Consider the following 23,407-nt stretch of genomic DNA (forward strand, 5'->3'; position numbering starts at 1 on the left):
CCTGTCGCAATACCGCAACTTAGGCGGAAAAGCCAGCCAACAAGGTAACGATGCTAAAGAATTCATCATACCATCAAAATATCTGATGAATTTTTAGGCCGCCTCTCCGGCTTGCGATTGCACGGCCGCCTTCGGCTGATCTTTGCGAACCTTGGTAAGAAGCACAATGAGCGCTGTCGCGACCAGAATGGCACCCATGACGAATGGTGCTCCGGCAAAGGTCACGGGCGCCGTCGGCGCGGTATAATAGCGGAACAGATACGGGAACAGCAGAGGCCCGATGATCGCGGTGATACTCGTCAGGCTGCCGAGCGCGCCTTGCAGCTCACCCTGCGCCGAAGGCGGAACCTTGCTCGCGGCGATGGAACGTAAGGGCGCATCGGCGACGTTTTCGATGACCGTTGCGACGACGACCCCATAGACCATCCAGCCTTGCCACGCGAAAGCATAGCCCATCAGGCCGAGGCAGGAAAACGCCAGCCCGAGCAATGCGGTCTTCCACTCCCCGAGCATGGGCACCAGCCGAGGCAGGACAAGCCCTATGACGAGGGCCGCGCCGATACCATAAACCCCAAGGGAAAAGCCGATCTGCCCCTCGCTCCAATCATAGCGATAGGAGGTGACGAAGGACCAGACGGCCGGATAGACGCCATGCGCCAGCCAGTTCAGGAACATGACGACGCAGACCCAGCCGATGCCCTGATAGCGTCGTATCTGCCTGAGCGCGCCGAATGGATTGGCCCGCCAGATCTCGAACGGCCGGCGATGCCTGGCGTCCAATGTTTCCGGCAGGAGGAAATAGGCTCCGACGAAATTCAGGAATGCGAGGGCAGCCGCTCCATAGAACGGCACCCGCGGACCGAATTCGCCCAGAAAACCGCCGATGACCGGACCGAGCACGAAGCCGACACCGAAGGCCATGCCGATCAGGCCGAAATTCTTCGCACGGTTCTCGTCATTGCTGATGTCGGCGATATAGGCCGAGCAGGTCGAGAAGCTCGCACCACTGATACCGGCGAGGATACGGCCGACGAACAGCATCCAGTAGGTACCCGCGATCGCGCAGATGAAATTGTCGATCGCGAATGTCAGCACCGAGGCGAGCAGGAGTGGACGGCGTCCGAACCGATCGCTCAAATTGCCGATCAGCGGCGAGAACAGGAACTGCATCGCGGCATAGGCCAGCAGCAGCCAGCCGCCTTCGGTGGCAGCTTCGCTGACTGCGGCACCCGTCAACTCTTCCAGGTATTTCGGCATCACGGGCATGATGATCGCAATGCCCATGACATCGAGGAAGAGGATAAGGAAGACGAGGAACAGGCCGCGCCGCGCGAATTTCTGATCGATCATGGAGTTTGCCTTTTGGCGGCCCCGCCTCCATGAAGAGACAGAACGTGAACGAAAAACCGGAGTGTTCCCCATACCTAAAGATTTTGGCGGAAACAATCCGTGAACGCTTCAATCTTATCGATTTATCGACCGCTTTTTTTGATCTGCGGGCTATAATGACACTTGTTTTTCCCGGGTCCGTCGCTGCTCGATATTAAGGAAGTCGACGAAGGCCCGGAGCGGACCCGGCATATGGCGGCGGCTCGCATAATAGAGAAACGGACCGGAAAAGGCCGTTTCCCATTCTTCGAGAATGGGTACCAGCTCGCCTGTCGCAAGCTGCGGCGCGAGGAATTCCCGAAACGTCCTGATGATGCCGAGACCGGCAACCGCGGCACTGCGTTCGATATCGATCGAATTCGTGGCAATCACCATTGAAGGCGAAATGACGATCGTTTCGCCATCCTTTTCAAAATCCCAGGGAGCGTTGGAGCGGCTGAGGAACCGATGACCGATGCAGCGATGCTCGAGTATATCGCGCGGGTGGCGCGGTGTACCGTTTGCCGCCAGGTAGGCGGGCGCCGCGGCGGTCACATAAGATTGCTGCCGTGGCCCGATGGGCACGGCGATCATATCCTTTTCCAACCTCTCGTCATACCGAATGCCGGCGTCAAACCCGGCCGCGAGCACATCGATGAAGCTGTCTTCGGCAACGATTTCGACCGATATCCCCGGATAGTTCTTCAAAAAGCGATTGACGATATCAGGCATCACCACCATGGCAGCGACTGTCGGCACATTCAGCCGCAAAGTCCCGCCCACACGGTCGCGAAAGCTATTGATGTCGTCGAGCGCAACGGCGATCTCACTCATCGCGGGGGTCAGCCGCTCCATCAGCCGCTCACCCGCTTCGGTCGGCGTCACGCTACGCGTGGTACGGTTCAGCAGGCGCACGCCAAGCCGCTCCTCCAGCCGCCGGATCGCCTCGCTCAGTGATGAGGCGGAAACAGCGCGCTTGCGCGCGGCCACGCGAAAGCTACGCTCGCGGGCAACAGCGGTGAAGGCGACAAGATCGGCCAGCGGTAAGTCATCCATTGTGCGAAATTCCAAACAGCCCGTTTCGATTTACACGGATTATCGCACAAAGACCGATCGAGTAAAACAAGCTGCGTAGATGGCTCTGGAGATGAGAGCGCGCTTCCGACCGAAGGAGAACTGCAATGCAAAACCACCAATTGGGCAAGACAGGCCCCCAGGTATCCGCCCTCGGCCTCGGCTGCATGGGCATGTCCGGCATGTACGGGCCGTCCGACCGCGCCGAGAGCATCGCGACAATCCATGCCGCTCTCGATGCCGGCATAAACCTGCTGGATACCGGCGACTTCTACGGCATGGGCCACAATGAAATGCTGATCGGCGAGGCCATCAAGGGGCTGAAGCGGGACGATTTCCTGCTCAGCGTGAAATTCGGTGCATTGCGCGATCCGGCCGGCGGCTGGCTCGGCTATGATGCCCGACCGGCCGCGATCAGGAATTTCGTCGCTTATTCGCTGCAACGTCTCGGAGTCGACCACATCGACATCTACCGCCCGGCGCGTCTTGATCCGAACGTGCCGATCGAGGAGCAGGTCGGTGCCATGGCCGATCTCATCAAGGCCGGCTACATCAGGCATATCGGCCTGTCCGAGGTCGGTGCGGAGACCATCCGCCGCGCCGCCGCCGTGCATCCGATCGTCGACCTCCAGATCGAATATTCGCTGATCTCGCGCGGCATCGAGGACAGTATCCTGCCGACCTGCCGCGAACTCGGTATCGGCATCACGGCCTATGGCGTCCTCTCGCGTGGCCTCATCAGCGGCCATTGGCAGAAGGACAACGCCCAGAAAGGCGATTTCCGCTTCATGAGCCCGCGCTTCCAGGCCGGAAATGTCGAAAAGAACCTGGAATTGGTGGAAGCATTGCGAGGGATCGCCGAAGCCAAGGATGCCAGCGTCGCTCAGGTCGCCATCGCCTGGGTCGCGGCCCGAGGCCAGGACATCGTGCCGGTTGTCGGCGCCCGCCGCCGCGATCGCCTGACTGAAGCTTTAGGCGCGCTCTCGGTGGAGTTGTCGCAAGCCGATATGGCGGCGATCGAACGCGCCGTGCCAAAGGACGCCGCCGCGGGCGGGCGCTATCCGGAAGCGCAATTGACGCATCTGGATAGCGAGAAATAAGGAAAGGGAATTGGCACTTCGCCCGCTCCCTGCCGGAGAGCGGGCGAAGGAGATCAAACGGGATTGTTCAGCGTATCGCAATCACTGAGCTTGCCGGAATCGAAGCCCTGCTTGAACCACTTCATGCGCTGCGCGGAAGTACCGTGGTTGAAGCTATCCGGAACGACATAGCCCTGCGTGCGCTTTTGCAGCGTGTCGTCGCCGATCTGCTGGGCGGCGTTCAGCGCCTCCTCAAGGTCGCCTGCCTGCAAGATGCCCTTCTGCTGTGTGAACTTGCCCCAGATGCCGGCAAAGCAATCGGCCTGCAACTCGATGCGCACCGACATCTTGTTGGCATCCACCTCGTTCATGGTCCGGCGGGCCTGGTTGAACTTCGGCAGGATGCCGAGCAGATCCTGAACATGATGGCCGACCTCATGCGCAATGACATAGGCCTGAGCGAAATCGCCGGATGCACCAAACTGATCCTTCATCTGCTGGAAGAAGGCCATGTCGAGATAGACCTTCTGATCGCTCGGGCAGTAGAAGGGCCCGGTCGCGGCCGAAGCCTGTCCACAAGCCGAAGGGAAGCTGCCAGAGAACAGCACGAGCTTCGGATCGGTATAGGTCTGGCCCATCGATTTGAAAATGCCGGTCCAGGTATCCTCTGTATCGGCAAGAACAGTCGCGACGAATTGCTTCATCTCGTCATTGGCGGGCCGACCACTATTCCCGGTTGATGTGCTCTGCTGATATCCCGAGCCGCCGCCCAGCACGCCACTCTGCTGCAGCAGGCCCATGACATCGACGCCCATGGCTCTCAGCACGAGGAAGATCACCACCAGAACGATGATGGTGCGCAGGCTCAAACCGCCGCCGCCTATCCCGCCGCCGGGGAAGCGGAAGCCGCCGCCGCCACCGCCCATGGGCGATGAACCGCGTTCATCCTCGATATTGTCGGATTGCCGACGCCCCTTCCAATCCATGATTGCACCTCCTGGCGATGCCTTAAGCCAATGTCCCTTAAAGCACTTATATATCCAGGAAGACGGGCAACACCAGTTGGCGAGCGACAGAACGTCAAGTTAAACCTCGGCGACGCCATATTTCTTTCGACAGCAGCCATAGAAGAACGATCGCAATAGCTGCGACGACGACGAGCGGCACAATTTCGTCGCCGCCGAAGGCTATCATGTTCATGATACGGCCCGGAAGGAACGTAAACGCCCCCGCACCGACGATGCCGCCGAAGTAGAGGCTTCTGACGATGCGCTTATGCGCCCCAATATTGTGATTGCGAGCATTGGCGATCGCTCCCCAACAGCCAAAGAGAACCAATAGGGAGAGTAGATGAATGGGGCTGAAGCCATAGACCATGTTGATCTGGTGAATGAAGAAGCTCGATAGCGCCGTGACCAGCATGAGGCTCAGCCATATCCTGCCGAGCAATCGATGCCTCGAAGTCCCCTTTGGCTTCAGCAGAAGATAGGCGCCGAGCACGGCGGCCGGGATGACTGCCGCAACGTGAATCTGGATTGCGATCGAAGCATGAAGAAGCGGCTCGAAGGTCATGGCGGGATCCGGTTGAGTTTGTCGAGCCTTTCCGCGATATTGTTGTTCTCTCAATTGAAATTGCGCGAAAGAACGGGAAAATTTCGTGGATCACACCTTTCTGCAATCCACGCTTCGTGAATTGCAAGTCTTCCAGCGTTCGCCGCGATTCTGGGCAACCTTCGTCACGGTCGTCCTGATCTTTGCCCTGACCGGTCCCTACGACACATTCGCACGGCTGATGCCGGGCACTCGGCTCGGCTATTGGCTAGCCCTTCATGCCATGGCCTGGTCGATAGCCATCGTCTTCTCCGTCATCGCCGAAATCCTCCTGCGCAAACGGGTGGCCAGCATGTTTGCCCGGATGATGACGGGCTCGATCATTGCAGCACTTCCGATCGGCTTCGGCATCGGGCTGATCGATCTGGCATTCTTCGGCACTGTGCCCACCGTGGCAGGCAGCCTGCGCCAATCGCTGACTTCGATACCGCTTTGCCTGCTCTTTTGCTTTTTGAGCTACCTGACCATGCATCGGCAAATCGCGGTGGTCGCCGAGGGACCAAGCAACAACAAGCCGGCAACCACCTCTATAAAGACATCGGAGATTCGCGACCTGCCCTCGCAGGCACCGATCCTGTCGCGCCTGAAACCGGAAAATCGGGGAGCGCTCATACGGCTTGCCGTGAGGGATCACTATACCGAGGTTGTCACCAGCCGCGGCCGCGAGCTCGTCCTGCTGCGCTTCGGCGATGCGCTGAGGGAAATCGGCGATACCGAGGGCATGCGCCTGCATCGATCCCATTGGATTGCCGCCGACCATGTCGCCGGTTTGAAACGCGACAACGGCAAACTTTTCATCGTGACGCGCGACGGCATGGAAATGCCCGTGAGCCGCCCTTATGCCGATGCAGTTCGGCACCGTTTTGGCTAGCAATTGTCGGATTGCCGACGCTCCGCCAATCCATAGTCTATCTCCTGGTAACCCCCGTGGGCCCAGAGATAAATGAGTCCCGCCTTCTCCCGGATATATGGGGGTCACCAAAACTTAGGAAAATTGGAAAGACCTCTTTTTGAGGTCGCAACCTTTGGTCAAAAAAATCAAAAGAACGCACGTCTACGTTCTTTAAATATGGCCGATTTACACCTAATTATTCCCTCGCCCATATTCTTTACGTTGCAATCTTTGCACATGTAGACAACCGCACCTGCGTGTGTGGCGGCTGATAGACTTGTGCGGGCAACCTCCGGAATATCCGGGTATGAACGCGAAGGCGCCGAGGGTCTAATGAAGCGATCGATGAGTGTGTCTCTGCTGCTAATGGGAACAGCAGCGTTGACGGGCTGTGGCCAAAAGGAAGATACCGCACAAATATACAAGGACGCCGACGCCTGCATCGCGAGCGAAGCCTTTTCTGCCGACGAATGTCGATCCCAGTTTGCCGCAGCCGAAACTGAGCGCAAGCAGAATGCGCCCGCCTACGAGACGATGGCGAACTGCGAGAAGGATTATGGTGCCGACAAGTGCCAACCAACAACCGGCGCCCATCAGGCAGGTACGGGCCACTTCATTCCATTGCTGGCCGGCTATCTCGTCGGCAGTGCTGCTGGAACGCTTGGCACCAAAGCGCTCTACCAGCCGCGTGGAAGCAGCGACTTTCGAACGGCGACCGGTCGCAGCCTCGCAAACGGCATGCTGCTTGGAAAGACAAACTATGCGGCAAAGAAAAAGGACGACGATATACAATCGTCATCTTCGGGTGGCGGCGGTGGCGGCCATAGTTTCTGGGGGTCGTCTTCCGAACGTTCGACGCGCTCGGCCGGCATGGTAGAGCGTGGCGGCTGGGGCTTTCGCGGCTTCCATCTTTCGGGTTAACGGGTGAGCGGATGAAACGCGTCGTCATGAACGAGAGACCGGATTGGAAGGCCGACGCCGAGGCTTGTGGCTTCACCATTCATTCCATGTATGGCCAACGCTATTGGGACGAACGGCACGCCTATGCTTTTACCCTTGAGGAAGTAGAGACGAGGCTGGAGGATCCTTCCGCCAAATTGCTGGAAATGTGTTACGCTGCCGTCGAGAAAATTGCCTCGGACGGTGAGTTGATGCACCGCATGGCCATTCCGCCCGCCTACCACGATGCAATATTACGCTCCTGGCGCAATCGCGAACATGATCTCTACGGCCGATTCGACCTCTCTTACGATGGAAACGATCCGGCAAAGCTGCTCGAATTCAATGCGGACACGCCGACCAGCCTGTTCGAAAGCGCAGTCTTCCAATGGCGCTGGCTGGAAGACATGAAGCAACGCGGCGAACTTCCGTCCTCAGCCGACCAGTTCAATTCCGTGCATGAACGTCTGATCGACGCGATACGCGTCCTTGCTGGACCGTCGCAGCGCATGCACTTCGCCGGCATGTTGGAATCCGAGGAAGACCTCGTGACGTTGAACTATCTTGTCGATTGCGCTGCACAGGCTGGCTGCAAGACAAAGCTGATCGCCATGCCCGATATCGGCGTCGACGACAAACATTGGCTAATTGATCTTCAAGACGAGCGCATCGACTGCATATTCAAGCTTTATCCGCTGGAAGACATGGTACGCGAGCCTTTCGGTCGCCATCTGCCGTTGACACCGACGCGAATAGTCGAGCCGCTTTGGAAACTGACGCTGTCCAACAAGGGGCTACTGCCCGTGCTGTGGGAAATGTTCCCCGGCCACGAAAATCTGCTGCCCGCCTATTTCGAGGACGATCTGCGCAGCAGCCATCTTGGGGACCGCTATGTCCGTAAACCGTTGCTATCCCGCGAAGGCGCGAATGTGACGCTCGTCAACTACGAAGCTGGTGGCGGTTTGTATCACGTCGAAGGCCCCTACGGAGAAGAGGGATATATAAGGCAGGCACTGCATTTGCTTCCCCGCTTCGGAGACGATTGGACCGTGATCGGATCCTGGATCGTCGCAGGCCAACCGGCGGGTATCGGTATTCGCGAGGACGATACGCCCATCACGCGCGATACCTCGCGCTTCGTCCCTCATTATATAGAGGACTAGTGATGATGAGCGGAACCTCCCGCTAATTCACCGCTCCTTGAGGAGCACATGCCGAATTCCTGTCGATTCCGCGATTTATGGGGTTCCGTTTGCAAATACATTTGCCTATAAGCCGCTTCTAGCCTGAAAAGACATGCCATGCGCCCCCGGCCGGTGATCTCCCACCCTGGCCGGTTTTTCGCGCAACAAAAAAACGGATGTGAGCCCATGCCGAAGCGCCAAGATATCAAATCGATCCTCATCATCGGCGCAGGACCGATTGTTATCGGCCAAGCTTGCGAATTCGACTATTCCGGCACACAGGCCTGCAAGGCGCTGAAGGAGGAAGGCTACCGCGTCATCCTCGTCAACTCCAATCCCGCGACGATCATGACCGACCCGGGCTTGGCGGATGCCACATATGTCGAGCCGATCACGCCGGAAGTCGTCGCCAAGATCATCGCCAAGGAGCGCCCGGACGCCCTGCTGCCGACCATGGGCGGCCAGACCGCGCTCAACACAGCGCTGTCGCTGAAGCGCATGGGCGTGCTCGACCGTTACAATGTCGAGATGATCGGCGCCAAGCCGGCCGCGATCGACATGGCCGAAGACCGCGCCCTCTTCCGCGAAGCCATGGCCCGCATCGGTCTCGAAACGCCGCGATCGATGCTGGCGAACGCCACCGACATCAAGGATACCGACCGCAAGACGCATGAAGCCGAGCGCACTAAGCTGAAGGCACAGCTTTCCGGTGCCGAGCTCGACAAGGCGCTCGACAAACTGGAAAACCAGTGGAACCTCGGCGAAAGCGACCGCAAGCAGCGTTACATGAGCCATGCCATGGCAATCGCCGCCCAGGCGATCGACCATGTCGGCCTGCCCGCCATCATCCGTCCTTCGTTCACGTTGGGCGGCACCGGCGGCGGCATTGCCTATAACCGCTCGGAATTCTTCGAAATCGTCGGCGGTGGCCTTGATGCCTCGCCGACCACCGAAGTGCTGGTCGAAGAATCAGTGCTCGGCTGGAAGGAATTCGAGATGGAAGTGGTCCGCGACACGGCGGACAACTGCATCATCATCTGCTCGATCGAAAACATCGATCCCATGGGCGTCCACACCGGCGATTCGATCACGGTTGCTCCGGCGCTGACGCTGACGGACAAAGAATATCAGATCATGCGCAACGCCTCGATCGCGGTGCTGCGCGAGATCGGCGTCGAAACCGGCGGCTCGAACGTGCAGTTCGCGGTCAATCCGAAGGACGGGCGCCTCGTCGTCATCGAAATGAACCCGCGCGTGTCGCGCTCTTCCGCCCTCGCATCGAAGGCGACCGGCTTCCCGATCGCCAAGATCGCAGCCAAGCTGGCCATCGGCTATACGCTCGACGAACTGGAAAACGACATTACCGGCGGTGCAACCCCGGCATCCTTCGAGCCCTCGATCGACTATGTCGTCACCAAGATCCCGCGTTTTGCCTTCGAGAAGTTCCCAGGCGCCTCGCCGGTTCTGACCACAGCGATGAAGTCGGTCGGCGAAGTCATGGCGATCGGCCGCACCTTTGCCGAATCGCTGCAGAAGGCGCTGCGCGGCCTCGAAACCGGCCTGACCGGCCTTGACGAGATCGAAATCCCCGGCACCGAAGAGGGTGAAGGAAACCGCAACGCCATCCGCGCCGCCATCGGCACGCCGACACCGGACCGTCTGCGCATGGTTGCTCAGGCGCTGCGCCTCGGCCTGACGCCGGAAGAAGTGCACGAAGGCTGCAAGATCGACCCCTGGTTCATCGCGCAGTTCAAAAGCATCGTCGACATGGAAGCCCGCATCCGCGAGCATGGCATGCCGGAAGATGCGACCAATCTGCGCATGCTGAAGGCGATGGGCTTCTCGGACGCGCGTCTCGCAACGCTGACCGGCAAGCGGCCGAAGGAAGTGGCGGAGCTTCGCAACAAGCTGAACGTGCGCCCGGTCTTCAAGCGCATCGATACCTGCGCCGCCGAGTTCGCGTCGCCCACTGCTTACATGTATTCGACCTATGAGACGCCTTTCGTCGGTACCGCTCGCTCGGAAGCACAGGTCTCCGACCGCAAGAAGGTCGTCATCCTCGGCGGCGGCCCGAACCGTATCGGCCAGGGCATCGAGTTCGACTATTGCTGCTGCCACGCCGCCTTCGCCCTGAAGGATGCCGGCTATGAAGCGATCATGATCAACTGCAATCCGGAAACGGTCTCGACCGACTACGACACCTCGGATCGTCTCTATTTCGAGCCGCTGACGGCCGAAGACGTGATCGAAATCCTGAAGGCGGAGCAGGAAAATGGCGAAGTTGTCGGCGTCATCGTCCAGTTCGGCGGCCAGACCCCACTGAAGCTCGCAGAAGCGCTCGAAAAGAACGGCATTCCGATCCTCGGCACGGCGCCTGACGCCATCGATCTTGCCGAAGACCGCGACCGCTTCCAGAAGCTGCTGATGAAGCTCGATCTCAACCAACCAAACAACGGCATCGCCTATTCGGTCGAGCAGGCCCGCCTCGTCGCGTCGGAAATCGGCTTCCCGCTGGTCGTGCGCCCATCCTACGTTCTCGGCGGCCGCGCCATGCAGATCATTCATTCGGAAGGCATGCTGCAAACCTATCTTCTCGACACGGTCCCAGAACTGGTGCCGGAAGACATTAAGCAGCGCTATCCGAACGACAAGACCGGCCAGATCAACACGCTGCTCGGCAAGAACCCGCTCCTGTTCGACAGCTATCTTGCCAACGCCATCGAAGTCGACGTCGACTGCCTGTCCGACGGCACCGACGTCTACGTCGCCGGCATCATGGAGCATATCGAGGAAGCCGGCATCCACTCCGGTGACTCGGCCTGCTCGCTGCCGCCACGCACGCTGTCGCCTGCCATGATCGACGAATTGGAACGCCAAGCGAAGGCCATGGCCAAGGCGCTGAATGTCGGCGGTCTGATGAATGTCCAGTTCGCCATCAAGGACGGCACGGTCTACGTGCTCGAAGTCAACCCACGCGCCTCGCGCACGGTGCCTTTCGTCGCCAAGACCATCGGTGCGCCGATCGCCAAGATCGCCGCCCGCGTCATGGCCGGCGAAAAGCTGGATGCGGTGTTTGCCGCCTATGGCGAAAAGCCCGATCCGCGCAAGCTGAAGCACATCGCCGTCAAGGAAGCCGTCTTCCCCTTCGCGCGCTTCCCCGGCGTCGACATCCTGCTCGGACCGGAAATGCGCTCGACCGGCGAAGTCATCGGCCTGGATACCGATTTTGCTCTGGCCTTCGCCAAGTCCCAGCTCGGCGCCGGCGTCGAATTGCCGCGCGACGGGACAGTCTTCGTCTCGGTCCGCGACGACGACAAGCCGCGCGTCCTGCCGGCCATCCGCATGCTGACGGAACAGGGCTTCAAGGTGCTCGCAACCGGCGGAACCCAGCGCTTCCTCGCCGAGAATGGCATTGAAGCAACCAAGATCAACAAGGTGCTGGAAGGCCGCCCGCATATCGAGGACGCCATCCGCAACCGTCAGGTCCAGCTCGTCATCAATACGACCGACAGCAACAAAGCGATCTCGGATTCGAAATCGCTTCGCCGGGCGACATTGATGCAGAAGGTGCCCTACTACACCACCATGGCCGGCGCCGAAGCCGCCGCCATGGCGATCAAGGCCCTGAAGGCCGGGAACCTCGAAGTGCGGCCGCTGCAGAGCTATTTCTAAGGACGAATTTCCGTCACGACGAATGCGGATACAATAGCCGGATCACATTCGTCGCGGCGCGGAATGGCCATCGCGATGATCGGTGAAGAAGCCTCATGGCCGATTTCCGGGCACCCGGCCTTGGCATGCGAAGACGTGGAGTAGCCTCCCATAAGTCATCGAATTTTCTGGAAATCGGCTGTCGCAATCTGCTATAGATGACAAAATATTGGCTCTACATGGTTCCGAAGTACCGCTTCGGAACCTGTTTTCTTTTGTGTGTGCGGAAGAGCAGCGCAGGGAGTGAAGGACAAGGCAAATGGTTGAAAAGGTACCGATGACACAGAACGGGTTCGTCAAGCTGCAGGAAGAACTGCGCTGGCGTCAGCAGGAAGAGCGCCCGAGAATCATCGAGGCAATTGCGGAAGCGCGCGCCCATGGCGACCTCTCCGAAAATGCCGAGTACCATGCCGCCAAGGAAGCACAGAGCCACAATGAAGGCCGCATCGGCGAGCTTGAAGACCTGACGGCACGCGCCGAAGTCATCGACCTCTCCAAGATGTCCGGCTCGAAGATCAAGTTCGGCGCCAAGGTGAAGCTCGTCGACGAGGACACCGAGGAAGAGAAGATCTATCAGATCGTCGGCGACCAGGAAGCCGACGTGAAGGCCGGCCGCATTTCCATATCCTCGCCGATCGCCCGCGCCCTGATCGGCAAGGAAGTCGGCGATTCCATCGAGGTCAATGCACCCGGCGGCGCCAAGGCTTACGGAATCCTCTCCGTCACCTGGGGCTAATCAGCCCCGTGCGCGATCGCGATTCAACGCATGCGAGCGATCTCCGCGAGATCGAGATCGTCGCGACGAATTTCAAACGCCGACTCTCCGGCGTTACCTCCACGATCGTGCAGCTGATCCCCAAGCAGATCGAGCTAGGCTATCACATCGCAACGCTCGGCCCCGGTCTGCCGGCGGATCTGCCCAAGCTCGGCTGGATCCGGCTTTTCGGCCTCTGGACCAAGCCGCGCCGGCATCGCGTGCGTGTCTGGCATGCCCGCCGCAACAACGAGATGCTGGTCGGCCTGCTGCTGCGCTCCGTTCTGCGCATGCCGTTGAAGCTGGTGTTCACCTCGGCGGCCCAGCGCCGCCATACCGGCTATACGCGCTGGCTCATCCGCCGCATGGACGCTGTCATCGCCACCAGCACCCGCTCCGGCAGTTTCCTGCATGTGCCGCACACAGTTATCCAGCACGGCATCGATCTCAATCGCTTTCATCCACCGGAAACTCCTGACGACCGCATGGCCGCCACGGGCCTGCCCGGCACCTATCTCATCGGCTGCTTCGGCCGCGTCCGCCATCAGAAAGGTACCGATCTCTTCGTCAAGGCGATGATCGAGCTTCTGCCGCGCTATCCGGATTGGACCGCCGTCATCTGCGGCCGGGTGACTGCCGAACATCGCGGCTTCGGCGATGAATTGGGGAAGCTGGTAACCGACGCAGGCCTTGCCGATCGCATCCGTTTTCTGGGCGAAGTCGACGATATCAAGCCCTGGTATCGCCGAGCGACCCTCTACGTCGCCCCTTCCCGCAACGAGGGTTTCGGCTTGACACCGCTCGAAGCCATGGCGTCCCGCACCGTGGTTGTCGCCTCGGATGCCGGCGCCTATGCGGAGCTGATCGTTCCGGGCGAAACCGGTGCCGTCGTCCCCGCCGGCGATGGTGAAGCGCTGACCAGGGCTATCGACTTCTATCTTGCCAATCCGGAGGAGACGCTTCGTCAGGGCGAAAACGCCGTGCGTCACGTGCGCAGCGAATTCGCGCTGGAAAAGGAAGCGACTGCCATTGGCGATGTCTATCGACGGCTGCTCATCGCCAACGATTGAACGGGCAGGCTAGCGGCTGAGATCGATATGATAACGTTCAATGAAGTCGATCATCGAACGATCTTCCACCATATCTTCCTCGATGCTTTTGACAATGGACAGAACCTTGTCCCGGTATTTCGTCGCGCTGCTGTCGTAAGCCCATCCCCGCCCAAGCTTCTCCATCAGCTCCTGTCCAGATTTCGTATAGTAATGATTGAGCTGCAGGAACCGGTTCGAATAGAACTCGGGCGACTTCCGCGCCCGCCGCGTGAAGCGCTGGCCGGCATCGTTGGCCGTCAGATCCCCGTAAGCTCGCGTCTGGAACTGGTGAACGCTGACCTCAGTCACTTCACATGGATCGACGATGCATTTGAAATTGCTGACATTTTCCTTACGCGTCATCGGATCGGCGCCACGCTGCGTGTAGTTCAGCGTCAAGGGCCCGTCAGGAGGCGCCTCATGGCCGCTGGTGGCGAACATGTGCCATGGCAGCGAAACATTCGGAAAATCGCCGACGGCCTCCAACGCCTGTTCGACCGTGCGCGCCTGTTTCGGCAACAGGAACTCATCGACATCGATGAAAGCCATCCAGCGGTAATAACAGCCGAAATTGAGGATGGCGTGCGCGAAGACGATGACCTGGCCGTTCAGAATCGTTGATGTCGCCGTATCGCGCATCCGCCCGGCCCAGGGGATAATCGTTAGCGTGTCCTCATTCAGGAGGCTGCGAAGGAGCGCGCAGGTGTCGTCCGTGGAGCCGTTATCATAGATGTAGAAGTGGCGAATGCCGACGGCCCGATGGAAGCGCACCCATTCCTCGATATAGCGCACCTCGTTCTTGACGCATGCGGCAATCGCAACACCATGGCGCCCTGCCCGTGGCTCGGGCGGATCGATGGTCAGTTTCTTGGCATCGGAGCCCTTGGGTTTCAGCCAGCGCATCAGCCTCTTTCTCTGCAACGGAACGATGCGTTGCTAGCAATCAACGGCTTGCATTGGCAAGCCCCGAGCTGAACAGTCCTGGCGGAACGACCAAAGGGATTTCAGCGTCTCAAGGCAGATTCAGGTGTTCGGCCTTGCAGCAAACCTGTCGTCATAACCGAAATCATACTTCAGCAGCGCCGAAACAGGCGAATAATTGATGAACGAAACACCGCGTTCCCCAGCGATTTGCCGGGCGAATACGAGATGCTCGACAATACGATCTTCGGCCCGTGCTATGCCTGAGAAAGCAGTGTCGCGGCCGGTCTCATAAAAGCGAGGTTCGCTCGCATTGGAAATATCGATACCCAGAAAGCCGATCGTCTTTGGCGTGCAATACAAGGCAAATTGCAGCGCAGACACCGCGACCGAGCCGCCAAGGAAAACGCCGCGATCCGGTGAGAGCGAGAAACCGGCTGAACCGGTTGCATCCAGACGCACATATTGGAGCTGCCTGATGTCGTCGAGGGTGCGGCGCCGTGTGCCATAGGGTTTGTAAATGTTATCGATCAGAATGATCGTCTTGTCCGCCAGCCAGCCTTTGTCGCTCTCGCAAAGCGCACGCAGTACGGCAATGGAGAACAAGCAAAGCGAGCCGGGCGCGATCTTCTTCCGCATCATTTCGATATGCCGCCAGACGAAGCGCTCGTCCTCGATCGCTATGGCGAGCGGCTCGGCGATCCGGTCGCCGATGAGCCCGATGGCGCCGTTCAGCAGAATGGCGCTACCGGATTCCAGTCCGCTTAGATCACAATCGCGAATCGATGGCCCCGAGCCGACAATATAGATCTGCTCGCCGGAGCGCTCACGCAGCTGATCCGGACCGGCGAGGACGGCGACCCTGGAGCCACGATAGAGCACTTCGCTCACATTTTGGCTGCGAACGATGCTAAGCCCGGGAAACCAATCCTGCACGTGAGCCAGCGAACCGCCCAGCACGAGGCGCACGCCGGACTTGATGAGCGATCGGTGCCACGGGCGATCCGCCATCCGTCCTAAAGCTCCACCAACCCAAGCTTCTTGACCTGCCGAATGGTCAGCATCGTACGCACCGTATCGACGTGCTCATTCGCCGTCAGAACCTCGATAACGAAATCCTGGAACCTGGTGAGGTTTTCCGCGACGCAATGCAGCAGGAAATCGCTGTCGCCGGAAACCATCCACGCCTGCCGCACCAGCGGCCATTCCGCGGTAGCGCCGGCAAAGGCCTTGAGATTGGCCTCGGATTGATGCTTGAGACCGACCATGCAGAAGGCAACGAGATCGAAGCCGAGCTTCGGGCTGTTCAGCATGGCATGATAGCCTTCGATGATGCCGGCTTCCTCCAGCTTGCGCACCCGGCGCAGACAGGGCGGCGCGGAAATGCCGACTCGATCGGCCAGCTCGACATTCGTCATCCGCCCGTCCCGCTGAAGCTCCCGCAGGATCTTGATATCGATGGCATCGAGTTCAGCGCGAAGCACTTTATGGCCTTTCTTTAATTCCCCTTCGCCAGCTTCTATATAAGGCAGGAAAATTCGCAAGAAAGTTTCTCTGGCGTAACCGATTCTTACACAAAGCAGATTTGCTCTGTTAGTAATGCAAGGCTGCCCTTGAATAAATGCATGCGGCAATCATAAATGGACCGGCGGATCGTGAAATCGCCTGCTTTTCCCGTTTGAAGCCGCGGTTTCCCAAGCGCTGAAATTGAAAGGACTGACTATGCCTGCCCGCCACACGAAGGTGCTCATCATCGGCTCCGGCCCAGCCGGCTATACCGCCGCTGTCTATGCTGCGCGCGCAATGCTGCAGCCGGTCCTGATTGCCGGCCTGGAACAGGGCGGCCAGCTGATGATCACGACCGATGTCGAAAACTATCCGGGCTTTGCCGACCCGATCCAGGGACCCTGGCTGATGGAGCAGATGCTGCAGCAGGCCCAGCATGTCGGCGCCGAGATCGTCAATGACCTCGTGACCGAGGTCGACACCAATCAGCGTCCTTTCCTCGCCCGCACCGACAGCGGCCAGGTCTGGACCGCCGACACACTCATCATCGCGACCGGCGCCAAGGCGAAGTGGCTCGGCATCGAGAGCGAACAGCACTTCCAGGGCTTCGGCGTTTCCGCCTGCGCCACCTGCGACGGCTTCTTCTATCGCAACAAGGACGTGATCGTGGTCGGTGGCGGCAACAGCGCCGTCGAGGAAGCGCTCTATCTTTCCAACATCACCAAGTCGGTGACCTTGGTACACCGCCGCGATTCCTTCCGCGCCGAAAAGATCCTGCAGGAACGCCTGTTCGCCAAGCCGAACGTGAAGGTTCTCTGGAACACCGAAGTCGCTGAAATCACGGGCACGCCGGCCAAGCCGCCGATGCCGCCATCGGTTTCAGGCGCACGCCTGCGCGATACGCGCACCGGTGCCGTCACCGATGTGGCGATCGACGGCATTTTCGTCGCCATCGGCCATGCGCCGGCGACCGAGCTTTTCAAGGGCAAATTGAAGCTCAAGGACAATGGCTACCTCTGGACCGCACCGGATTCGACGGCGACCAGCCTCGAAGGCATCTATGCCGCCGGCGACGTGACCGACGATACGTTCCGACAGGCGATCACCGCAGCGGGGATGGGCTGCATGGCCGCGCTTGAGGCGGAACGTTACTTGACTGGGCATATGCCCGTCGCCGTGGCTGCGGAGTGAGGCAGCCGATGAGGGGAAGCGGCATGCCATTGGACTGGGACAAGCTGCGTATTTTTCACGCGGCTGCCGAAGCGGGATCGTTCACGCATGCGGCGGATAAACTGCATCTGTCCCAATCCGCCATCAGTCGGCAGGTCAGCGCGCTGGAGCAGGATGTCGGCATCAAGCTCTTCCATCGCCATGCGCGCGGCCTCATTCTGACCGAACAGGGAGAGTTGCTCTACCGCACCGCACATGATGTTCTGCTGAAGCTCGAGACGGTCAAGATGCAACTGACCGAAACGACCGACAAGCCGAGCGGCAAGCTGCGCGTGACGACGACGGTCGGCCTTGGCCAGGGCTGGCTGACTGACAAGATCCAGGAATTCCTGCAGCTCTATCCGGATATGCAGATCCAGCTCATCCTCGACAACGAGGAGCTGGACGTGAACATGCGCCATGCGGATTGCGCCATCCGCCTGCGGCAGCCACAGCAGTCGGACCTGATCCAGCGCAAGCTCTTCACCGTGCATATGCACGTCTATGCGGCCCCCTCCTACATCAATCGCCACGGCGAGCCGCAATCGGTCGAGGATCTGGACGAGCATCGCATCATCAGCTTCGGAGAGCCGGCACCGAATTACCTGCTCGACGTCAACTGGCTGGAGATCGCCGGACGCTCTTCCGACAACAAGCGCATACCGCATCTGCAGATCAACAGCCAGACCTCGATCAAGCGCGCCTGCCTGCTCGGCATCGGCATCGCCGTGCTGCCCGACTACATCGTCGGCCGGGATCCAGGCCTGATTCAACTTGCGATCAATGCGGATGTCCCGTCCTTCGATACGTATTTCTGCTATCCTGACGAGATGAAAAATGCGGCTAAGCTCAAGGTTTTCCGAGATTTTATCGTCGCCAAGGCCCGGAACTGGAATTTCTAGATAAGGGTAAACTACTGATAACAAACTCTTTTTGAGACTAATATATCAGCCGCGCGTATGATGCATAGCTGATATGCACAAAATAGAGTTGAAGCCTGCCCATTTAACTACCATATCGCACATAGCTGATGCACACGGTGGCTTTTCCTCCCAGTTCCACCGCATTGGCTGTTCCCCTCTGGAGGTTTTTGACCTTCATACCTATAGGGCCCTGGTTTACTCCGGTGGCCCTTTTTTTTGCCTTTTTGGCGCCGACCCTGCAAACGCATAACTGCCATGCACAAAAAAGCATTGCGCACTGCACAAATTAGCATCATAACGCACACAGCTGATGCACACGGTGGCTTTTCCTCCCAGTTCCACCGCATTGGCTGTTCCCCTCTGGAGGTTTTTGACCTTCATACCTATAGGGCCCTGGTTTACTCCGGTGGCCCTCTTTTTTTGCCCATTTTCTGAGCAGTCGTCCTTGTTGCTATGCGGAAAATAATATCCCGCGTCGGTCTTGATATATCGAAAACCATCGATACATATATCGTCATTATTCGATATTAATGCGGTGAACACCATGGACAAAAGCGAGATACTCAAGGCTTTGGCCCATCCGGCCAGGCTTGAAATCCTCAACCACCTCAAGGATCCGCATACTCATTTCCCGACGCAGGAGCATCCGCTGGAACTGGGTGTCTGCGCCAGCCAGTTCGAGCGCTGCGGCCTGTCGCAATCCACCGTGTCGGCCCATCTGAGCACGCTGCACCGCGCCGGCCTGGTGACCACGCGACGGCTGGGCCAGTGGATTTTCTACAAGCGTAACGAGGAGACCATCGCGGAATTCCTCGACTCCCTGCAGAAGGAACTTTGAATATGCCGCTTGCGCTCCTCGTTCTCGCGCTCAGCTCCTTCGCCATTGGCACGACCGAGTTTGTCATCATGGGGCTGTTGCCCGAAGTGGCCTCGGACCTGTCCGTCACCATTCCGCAAGCCGGTTGGCTCGTCACCGGCTATGCGCTGGCAGTCGCCATCGGCGCGCCGATCATGGCGGTCTCGACCGCCCATCTGCGGCGGCGGTCGGCCCTGATCATGCTGATGGGCTTCTTCATTCTCGGCAATCTCCTTTGCGCCATAGCCCCGGGCTATTGGGTGCTGATGATCGCCCGGGTCGTTACCGCGCTTTGCCACGGTGCCTTCTTCGGCATCGGCTCGGTGGTCGCGGCAAGCCTGGTTGCGGATGATCGCAAGGCTCGCGCCGTCGCGCTGATGTTCACCGGCCTGACGCTTGCCAACGTGCTCGGCGTCCCCCTCGGCACGGCTTTCGGCCAGGCCTTTGGCTGGCGTGCGCCGTTCTGGATCGTCTCTCTTCTTGGCGTCGCCTCGATCATCGGCCTTATCGCCGTACTGCCGAAGGGCGAAGAAGTACGTCAGGGCAACCTCGGACGCGAGATCTCGGCACTGCGCGGCACCGGCCTCTGGCTGTCATTGCTGACGACCGTGTTCTTCTCGGCAGCCATGTTCGCGCTCTTCACCTATATCGCCCCGATGCTGCGCGACGTCACCGGCGTCTCGCCGAAAACCGTCACCTGGACGCTGTTGTCGATCGGCGTCGGCCTGACGATCGGCAATTTGATCGGCGGCAAGCTCGCCGACTGGCGCCTCGGCACGACGCTTGCCGGCGTCTTCATCGCGATCGCGGTGACATCGGCGATCTTCAGCATCACCATTCATTCCTTCATCGGCGCTGAGCTCACGCTGTTCCTGTGGGCGGCGGCAGCCTTTGCCGCCGTGCCTGCGCTGCAGATCAGCGTCGTCTCCTTCGGAAAGGACGCGCCGAACCTTGTTTCGACCATCAATATCGGCGCCTTCAACACCGGCAACGCGCTCGGCGCCTGGGTCGGCGGCGTGGTCATCGACCAAGGCTTTTCGCTCTCGCAGGTGCCGCTCGCCGGCTCGGCCATGGCGGTCCTCGGCCTCATCACCGTCTTGTTGACCTTCGCAGCCGCCCGCCCCAAGGGCGAGGCCCTCGCCTCGTCCTGACAACTCTCCCTCTCCCGCCCCCTCATAAGAAAGGACGACCCATGACCAAATTGTTCGAACCGACGAAACTTGGCGATATCTCCCTTGCCAACCGCATCGTCATGGCACCTCTCACGCGCAATCGTTCCCCGAATGCCGTGCCGAACGAACTCAACGTCAAGTACTATGCTCAGCGCGCCTCCGCCGGGTTGATCATCACTGAAGCGACCGCAATCACCCATCAGGGTCAGGGCTACGCCAATGTGCCGGGCCTCTACACCAAGGAAGCGCTCGACGGTTGGAAGAAGGTGACGGACGCAGTGCATGCCAATGGCGGCAAGATCGTCGTGCAGATGTGGCATGTCGGCCGCATCTCCCACACAACCCTTCAGCCGAACGGCGCCAAGCCGGTCTCCTCCACCTCCAAGCGCGCTGAAACCTCGAAGACCTATCTGGTCAACAGCGACGGCACCGGCAGCTTTGCCGATGTCTCCGAGCCGCGTGCGCTCGAAACCTCGGAAATATCAGGCATTGTCGAGGATTATCGCAAGGCTGCCCGCGCCGCCATCGATGCCGGTTTCGATGGCGTCGAGATCCACGCCGCGAACGGCTATCTGATCGACCAGTTCCTGCGCGGCAATGTCAACGATCGCACCGATCAGTATGGCGGCTCGATCGAAAATCGCGGCCGCTTCCTCTTCGAAGTCGTCGATGCCATTACCAGGGAAATCGGTGCCGGCCGCACGGCGATCCGCATCTCGCCGGTAACCGCGTCCGGTGATGCGAGCGATCCCGCTCCGCAGCAGCTGTTCACCTATGTGGTCGAGGGCCTGGCAAAGTATGGCCTCGCCTACATCCATGTCGTCGAAGGCCAGACCGGCGGCAAGCGCGACTTCCTGTCCTTCGACTACGACGCCCTGCATGCAGCCTATAAGGCCGCAGGCGGCAAGGCTGGCTGGATGGTCAACAATGCCTATACCCGCGAGATGGCGATCGAGGCCGTCGACAGCGGCAAGGCCGATGTCGTCGCTTTCGGCAAGCCGTTCATCTCCAATCCGGATCTTGTCCACCGCCTGAAGGAAGATGCTGCGCTGACACCGTGGGACCAGGCGACGCTCTATGGCGGCGGTGCAAAGGGCTATGCCGACTATCCGACGCTCGATGAGGCCGCCTGAGCCGCAAGCGGCGCTTTCACGCGCAAGCACGCATCTCGGATTTAATTCGATACCAACAAAGCACCCTCGCGACGAAACGTTGCGAGGGTTTTTCCATTTCTAAGCTTGAAAACAGGCACGGCACAACCGAGCTAAACAGGCATACACGCTTCAAAAGCATAATGCGCAGGTATAGCAAAGCCGATACATGTTTGATCCCTATATCGACCGTTGGTCGCTGACGCCGGACGGCGATCCCATCATTACCCATTCGAGCCATCTGTTGCCGGTCCTCTGGCGGGACAAGCCTGCCATGCTCAAGATCGCGCTGGATGTCGACGAGAAGTTCGGCAATCGCGTGCTGCGCTGGTGGGACGGTGACGGCACGGCCTTCGTCTACGAGTATGATGACAGTGCTGCGCTTATGGAGCGGGCGATCGGGCCAGGCTCGCTGCTCACCATGGCGATACAGGGCGAAGACGACGAGGCGAGCCGGATCATGTGTCGCACGGCGGCAAGACTGCACGCGCCGAGGGCAAAGCCGCTTCCGTCGGATCTCGTACCTCTGGATCGCTGGTTCCGGGAGCTCGAACCGGCAGCGCGCATTCATGGCGGCATGCTCACCGCCTGCGCCGAGGTGGCCGCACGCCTTCTGGCGGATCAACGCGACCAGACCATATTGCACGGCGATATCCACCACGAGAATATTCTGGATTTCGGTTCCCGTGGCTGGCTCGCCATCGATCCCAAGCGGGTCTACGGCGAGCGCGGTTTCGACTTCGCCAATATCTTCTGCAATCCGGAGCTGCCGACCGTCACCAAACCGGGCCGCTTGCAACGGCAGTTGCCGATCGTTTGCGCCGAGGCAGGCCTCGAGCCGAAACGGCAGCTGCGATGGATCATCGCCTATGCGGGACTTTCGGCCGCCTGGTTCTTGAGTGACGGCGACACGAAGAACGCGGATTCGGATTTCACGGTCGCCGGTATTGCCTTTGCCGAGCTCAACGCCTGACGGCCGGCTTCATGCCGCCGGCAAGCAACCGATTGCTGCAAGGCTCGTCTTCACGGCCTCATCGATCGGCGTGTGCGGCTCTTCGCCGAGCGCGGTCAGCAGCTTGTCATTTCTCATCTGCAACGGCACGTCCCACAGATAGCTCATTTCACGCAGCTCCCGCATGAACGGCAGGAAGGGAGCAGCCAGCGGCACCAGCCACCAGGGAAACGCCTTGACCTTCACCGGATGCCCGAGCACGCGCCCCACGGCATCGACCATCTGCCTGCCATCGCCATCCCAATGGCCGCGCATGTGATAGACAGCAAAGACAGGCAGCTCGTCGCCCTTCTCGATCAGGCGGATCATCGTCTCGGCGACATCGGGCAGGTAAGCCCATTGATGCCCGATACCGGACTTGCCTGGATAGGTTACGGAACGGATCGGTTTGCCGGGCGTCACCATCGCCTGTGAAAACCAGCTGTTGGCTCGGGTTCCGCCAAAGAAATCTCCCGCACGAACAATGATGACCGGCGTACCGCCCTCCTCCGCAGCCGCCCTCAGGCGCCGCTCCATCTGCACGCGGATGGCGCCCTTGCGGGTTTTCGGGCGCTGCGCACTATCCTCGGTGACATTGGGAAAGACATCCGGGCCGAAATTATAGACCGTGCCCGGCAGCACGATCCGCGCGCCGACAGCCTTTGCGGCCGCGATGGTGTTATCAAGCATCGGTAATACGAGCTGTCCCCAGTTGCGATAGCCGGGTGGGTTGACGGCATGCACGATGACATCGGCTCCCGCCGCAGCCTTCAAGACATCCTCAGCTCGCATGGCGTCACCCTGGATCCAGTCGAAGCGCGGCTGACGGCGAGCCGCCTCTGGCGCGTCGCGGTTCAGCGCGCGGATGCGCCAGCCGCGCGCGGCGAGCCCCTCGGCAACGGCGCCGCCGATGCCGCCGGTAGCGCCGAGTATCAAAGCGGTTTTCGTATTGTCTGTTTGGTTGCTCATTGTCAT

The 23,407-nt window shown here is 59.7% G+C and carries 21 protein-coding genes; 13 read left to right on the forward strand and 8 right to left on the reverse strand.

Going from position 1 to position 23,407, the window contains the following annotated elements; all coding sequences use genetic code 11:
* Positions 1-93: 93 nt before the first annotated feature.
* Both AB8B29_RS10050 and AB8B29_RS10055 read right to left on the reverse strand, forming a co-directional pair.
* The gene (locus tag AB8B29_RS10050; protein ID WP_037194597.1) at positions 94-1,350 is read right to left on the reverse strand and encodes a TCR/Tet family MFS transporter; all 1,257 of its coding nucleotides are present in this window, start codon (positions 1,348-1,350) and stop codon (positions 94-96) included.
* A 150-nt stretch (positions 1,351-1,500) separates the two neighbouring features.
* Positions 1,501-2,424: a LysR family transcriptional regulator gene (locus tag AB8B29_RS10055; protein WP_037194599.1), complete on the reverse strand. Its 924-nt coding sequence runs from the start codon at positions 2,422-2,424 to the stop codon at positions 1,501-1,503.
* Positions 2,425-2,549: 125 nt separating this feature from the next.
* On the opposite strand from AB8B29_RS10055, the gene AB8B29_RS10060 reads away from it, so the two are divergent.
* Positions 2,550-3,542, forward strand: coding sequence for an aldo/keto reductase (locus AB8B29_RS10060; protein WP_113118951.1), 993 nt, complete (start codon positions 2,550-2,552; stop codon positions 3,540-3,542).
* A gap of 53 nt (positions 3,543-3,595) precedes the next feature.
* On the opposite strand, the gene ypfJ is transcribed toward AB8B29_RS10060, so the two are convergent.
* Both ypfJ and AB8B29_RS10070 read right to left on the reverse strand, forming a co-directional pair.
* Positions 3,596-4,507, reverse strand: coding sequence for a KPN_02809 family neutral zinc metallopeptidase (gene ypfJ, locus AB8B29_RS10065; RefSeq protein ID WP_037194604.1), 912 nt, complete (start codon positions 4,505-4,507; stop codon positions 3,596-3,598).
* Between the two features lie 94 nt (positions 4,508-4,601).
* On the reverse strand, positions 4,602-5,093 hold the full coding sequence (locus AB8B29_RS10070) for a DUF2306 domain-containing protein (protein ID WP_113118950.1): 492 nt from the start codon (positions 5,091-5,093) through the stop codon (positions 4,602-4,604).
* Positions 5,094-5,178: 85 nt separating this feature from the next.
* Between AB8B29_RS10070 and AB8B29_RS10075 the strand changes: the two genes are divergently transcribed.
* From AB8B29_RS10075 to AB8B29_RS10100, 6 genes are all read left to right on the forward strand, one after another.
* Positions 5,179-6,003, forward strand: coding sequence for a LytTR family transcriptional regulator DNA-binding domain-containing protein (locus tag AB8B29_RS10075; protein WP_113118949.1), 825 nt, complete (start codon positions 5,179-5,181; stop codon positions 6,001-6,003).
* 366 nt (positions 6,004-6,369) lie between these two features.
* Positions 6,370-6,945, forward strand: a complete 576-nt coding sequence (locus tag AB8B29_RS10080; RefSeq protein WP_162740611.1) for a DUF1190 domain-containing protein — start codon at positions 6,370-6,372, stop codon at positions 6,943-6,945.
* Positions 6,946-6,956: 11 nt separating this feature from the next.
* A complete protein-coding gene (locus tag AB8B29_RS10085) occupies positions 6,957-8,126 on the forward strand; it encodes a glutathionylspermidine synthase family protein (RefSeq protein ID WP_037194610.1) in 1,170 nt (389 codons plus the stop codon).
* A gap of 207 nt (positions 8,127-8,333) precedes the next feature.
* Positions 8,334-11,819, forward strand: coding sequence for a carbamoyl-phosphate synthase large subunit (carB, locus tag AB8B29_RS10090; protein ID WP_113118947.1), 3,486 nt, complete (start codon positions 8,334-8,336; stop codon positions 11,817-11,819).
* 298 nt (positions 11,820-12,117) lie between these two features.
* Entirely contained in the window at positions 12,118-12,594 is a 477-nt protein-coding gene (greA, locus tag AB8B29_RS10095) for a transcription elongation factor GreA (protein WP_034504116.1), read from the forward strand.
* 8 nt (positions 12,595-12,602) lie between these two features.
* Entirely contained in the window at positions 12,603-13,682 is a 1,080-nt protein-coding gene (locus AB8B29_RS10100; protein WP_113118946.1) for a glycosyltransferase family 4 protein, read from the forward strand.
* A 9-nt stretch (positions 13,683-13,691) separates the two neighbouring features.
* Here AB8B29_RS10100 and AB8B29_RS10105 read toward each other — a convergent pair whose 3' ends face one another.
* The 3 genes from AB8B29_RS10105 to AB8B29_RS10115 all read right to left on the reverse strand — a co-directional run bounded on the left by AB8B29_RS10105 (position 13,692) and on the right by AB8B29_RS10115 (position 16,108).
* The gene (locus tag AB8B29_RS10105; protein WP_113118945.1) at positions 13,692-14,606 is read right to left on the reverse strand and encodes a glycosyltransferase family 92 protein; all 915 of its coding nucleotides are present in this window, start codon (positions 14,604-14,606) and stop codon (positions 13,692-13,694) included.
* A 120-nt stretch (positions 14,607-14,726) separates the two neighbouring features.
* Complete coding sequence (locus AB8B29_RS10110; RefSeq protein WP_037194621.1) at positions 14,727-15,635, reverse strand: glycosyl transferase; 909 nt, start codon at positions 15,633-15,635, stop codon at positions 14,727-14,729.
* Positions 15,636-15,640: 5 nt separating this feature from the next.
* Positions 15,641-16,108, reverse strand: a complete 468-nt coding sequence (locus tag AB8B29_RS10115; protein WP_037194623.1) for an Lrp/AsnC family transcriptional regulator — start codon at positions 16,106-16,108, stop codon at positions 15,641-15,643.
* Between the two features lie 238 nt (positions 16,109-16,346).
* Between AB8B29_RS10115 and trxB the strand changes: the two genes are divergently transcribed.
* The 6 genes from trxB to AB8B29_RS10145 all read left to right on the forward strand — a co-directional run bounded on the left by trxB (position 16,347) and on the right by AB8B29_RS10145 (position 22,414).
* On the forward strand, positions 16,347-17,321 hold the full coding sequence (gene trxB / locus AB8B29_RS10120) for a thioredoxin-disulfide reductase (RefSeq protein ID WP_037194627.1): 975 nt from the start codon (positions 16,347-16,349) through the stop codon (positions 17,319-17,321).
* A gap of 23 nt (positions 17,322-17,344) precedes the next feature.
* On the forward strand, positions 17,345-18,241 hold the full coding sequence (locus AB8B29_RS10125) for a LysR family transcriptional regulator VtlR (RefSeq protein WP_004116399.1): 897 nt from the start codon (positions 17,345-17,347) through the stop codon (positions 18,239-18,241).
* A 565-nt stretch (positions 18,242-18,806) separates the two neighbouring features.
* The gene (locus tag AB8B29_RS10130; protein WP_037194631.1) at positions 18,807-19,100 is read left to right on the forward strand and encodes an ArsR/SmtB family transcription factor; all 294 of its coding nucleotides are present in this window, start codon (positions 18,807-18,809) and stop codon (positions 19,098-19,100) included.
* A 2-nt stretch (positions 19,101-19,102) separates the two neighbouring features.
* Positions 19,103-20,269: an MFS transporter gene (locus AB8B29_RS10135; RefSeq protein WP_113118512.1), complete on the forward strand. Its 1,167-nt coding sequence runs from the start codon at positions 19,103-19,105 to the stop codon at positions 20,267-20,269.
* Positions 20,270-20,310: 41 nt separating this feature from the next.
* Positions 20,311-21,423: an alkene reductase gene (locus tag AB8B29_RS10140; protein ID WP_047638637.1), complete on the forward strand. Its 1,113-nt coding sequence runs from the start codon at positions 20,311-20,313 to the stop codon at positions 21,421-21,423.
* Between the two features lie 187 nt (positions 21,424-21,610).
* Positions 21,611-22,414 carry an aminoglycoside phosphotransferase family protein gene (locus tag AB8B29_RS10145; RefSeq protein ID WP_113118511.1) on the forward strand — a complete coding sequence of 268 codons (804 nt, stop codon included), beginning with the start codon at positions 21,611-21,613 and terminating at the stop codon, positions 22,412-22,414.
* A 9-nt stretch (positions 22,415-22,423) separates the two neighbouring features.
* On the opposite strand, the gene AB8B29_RS10150 is transcribed toward AB8B29_RS10145, so the two are convergent.
* Positions 22,424-23,401, reverse strand: a complete 978-nt coding sequence (locus AB8B29_RS10150) for an SDR family oxidoreductase (RefSeq protein ID WP_113118510.1) — start codon at positions 23,399-23,401, stop codon at positions 22,424-22,426.
* Between the last annotated feature and the right edge of the window lie 6 nt (positions 23,402-23,407).

Source organism: Rhizobium sp. 11_C7_N12_5 (assembly GCF_051811145.1).
In the GTDB taxonomy this organism is placed as follows: Bacteria; Pseudomonadota; Alphaproteobacteria; order Rhizobiales; family Rhizobiaceae; genus Rhizobium; species Rhizobium lusitanum.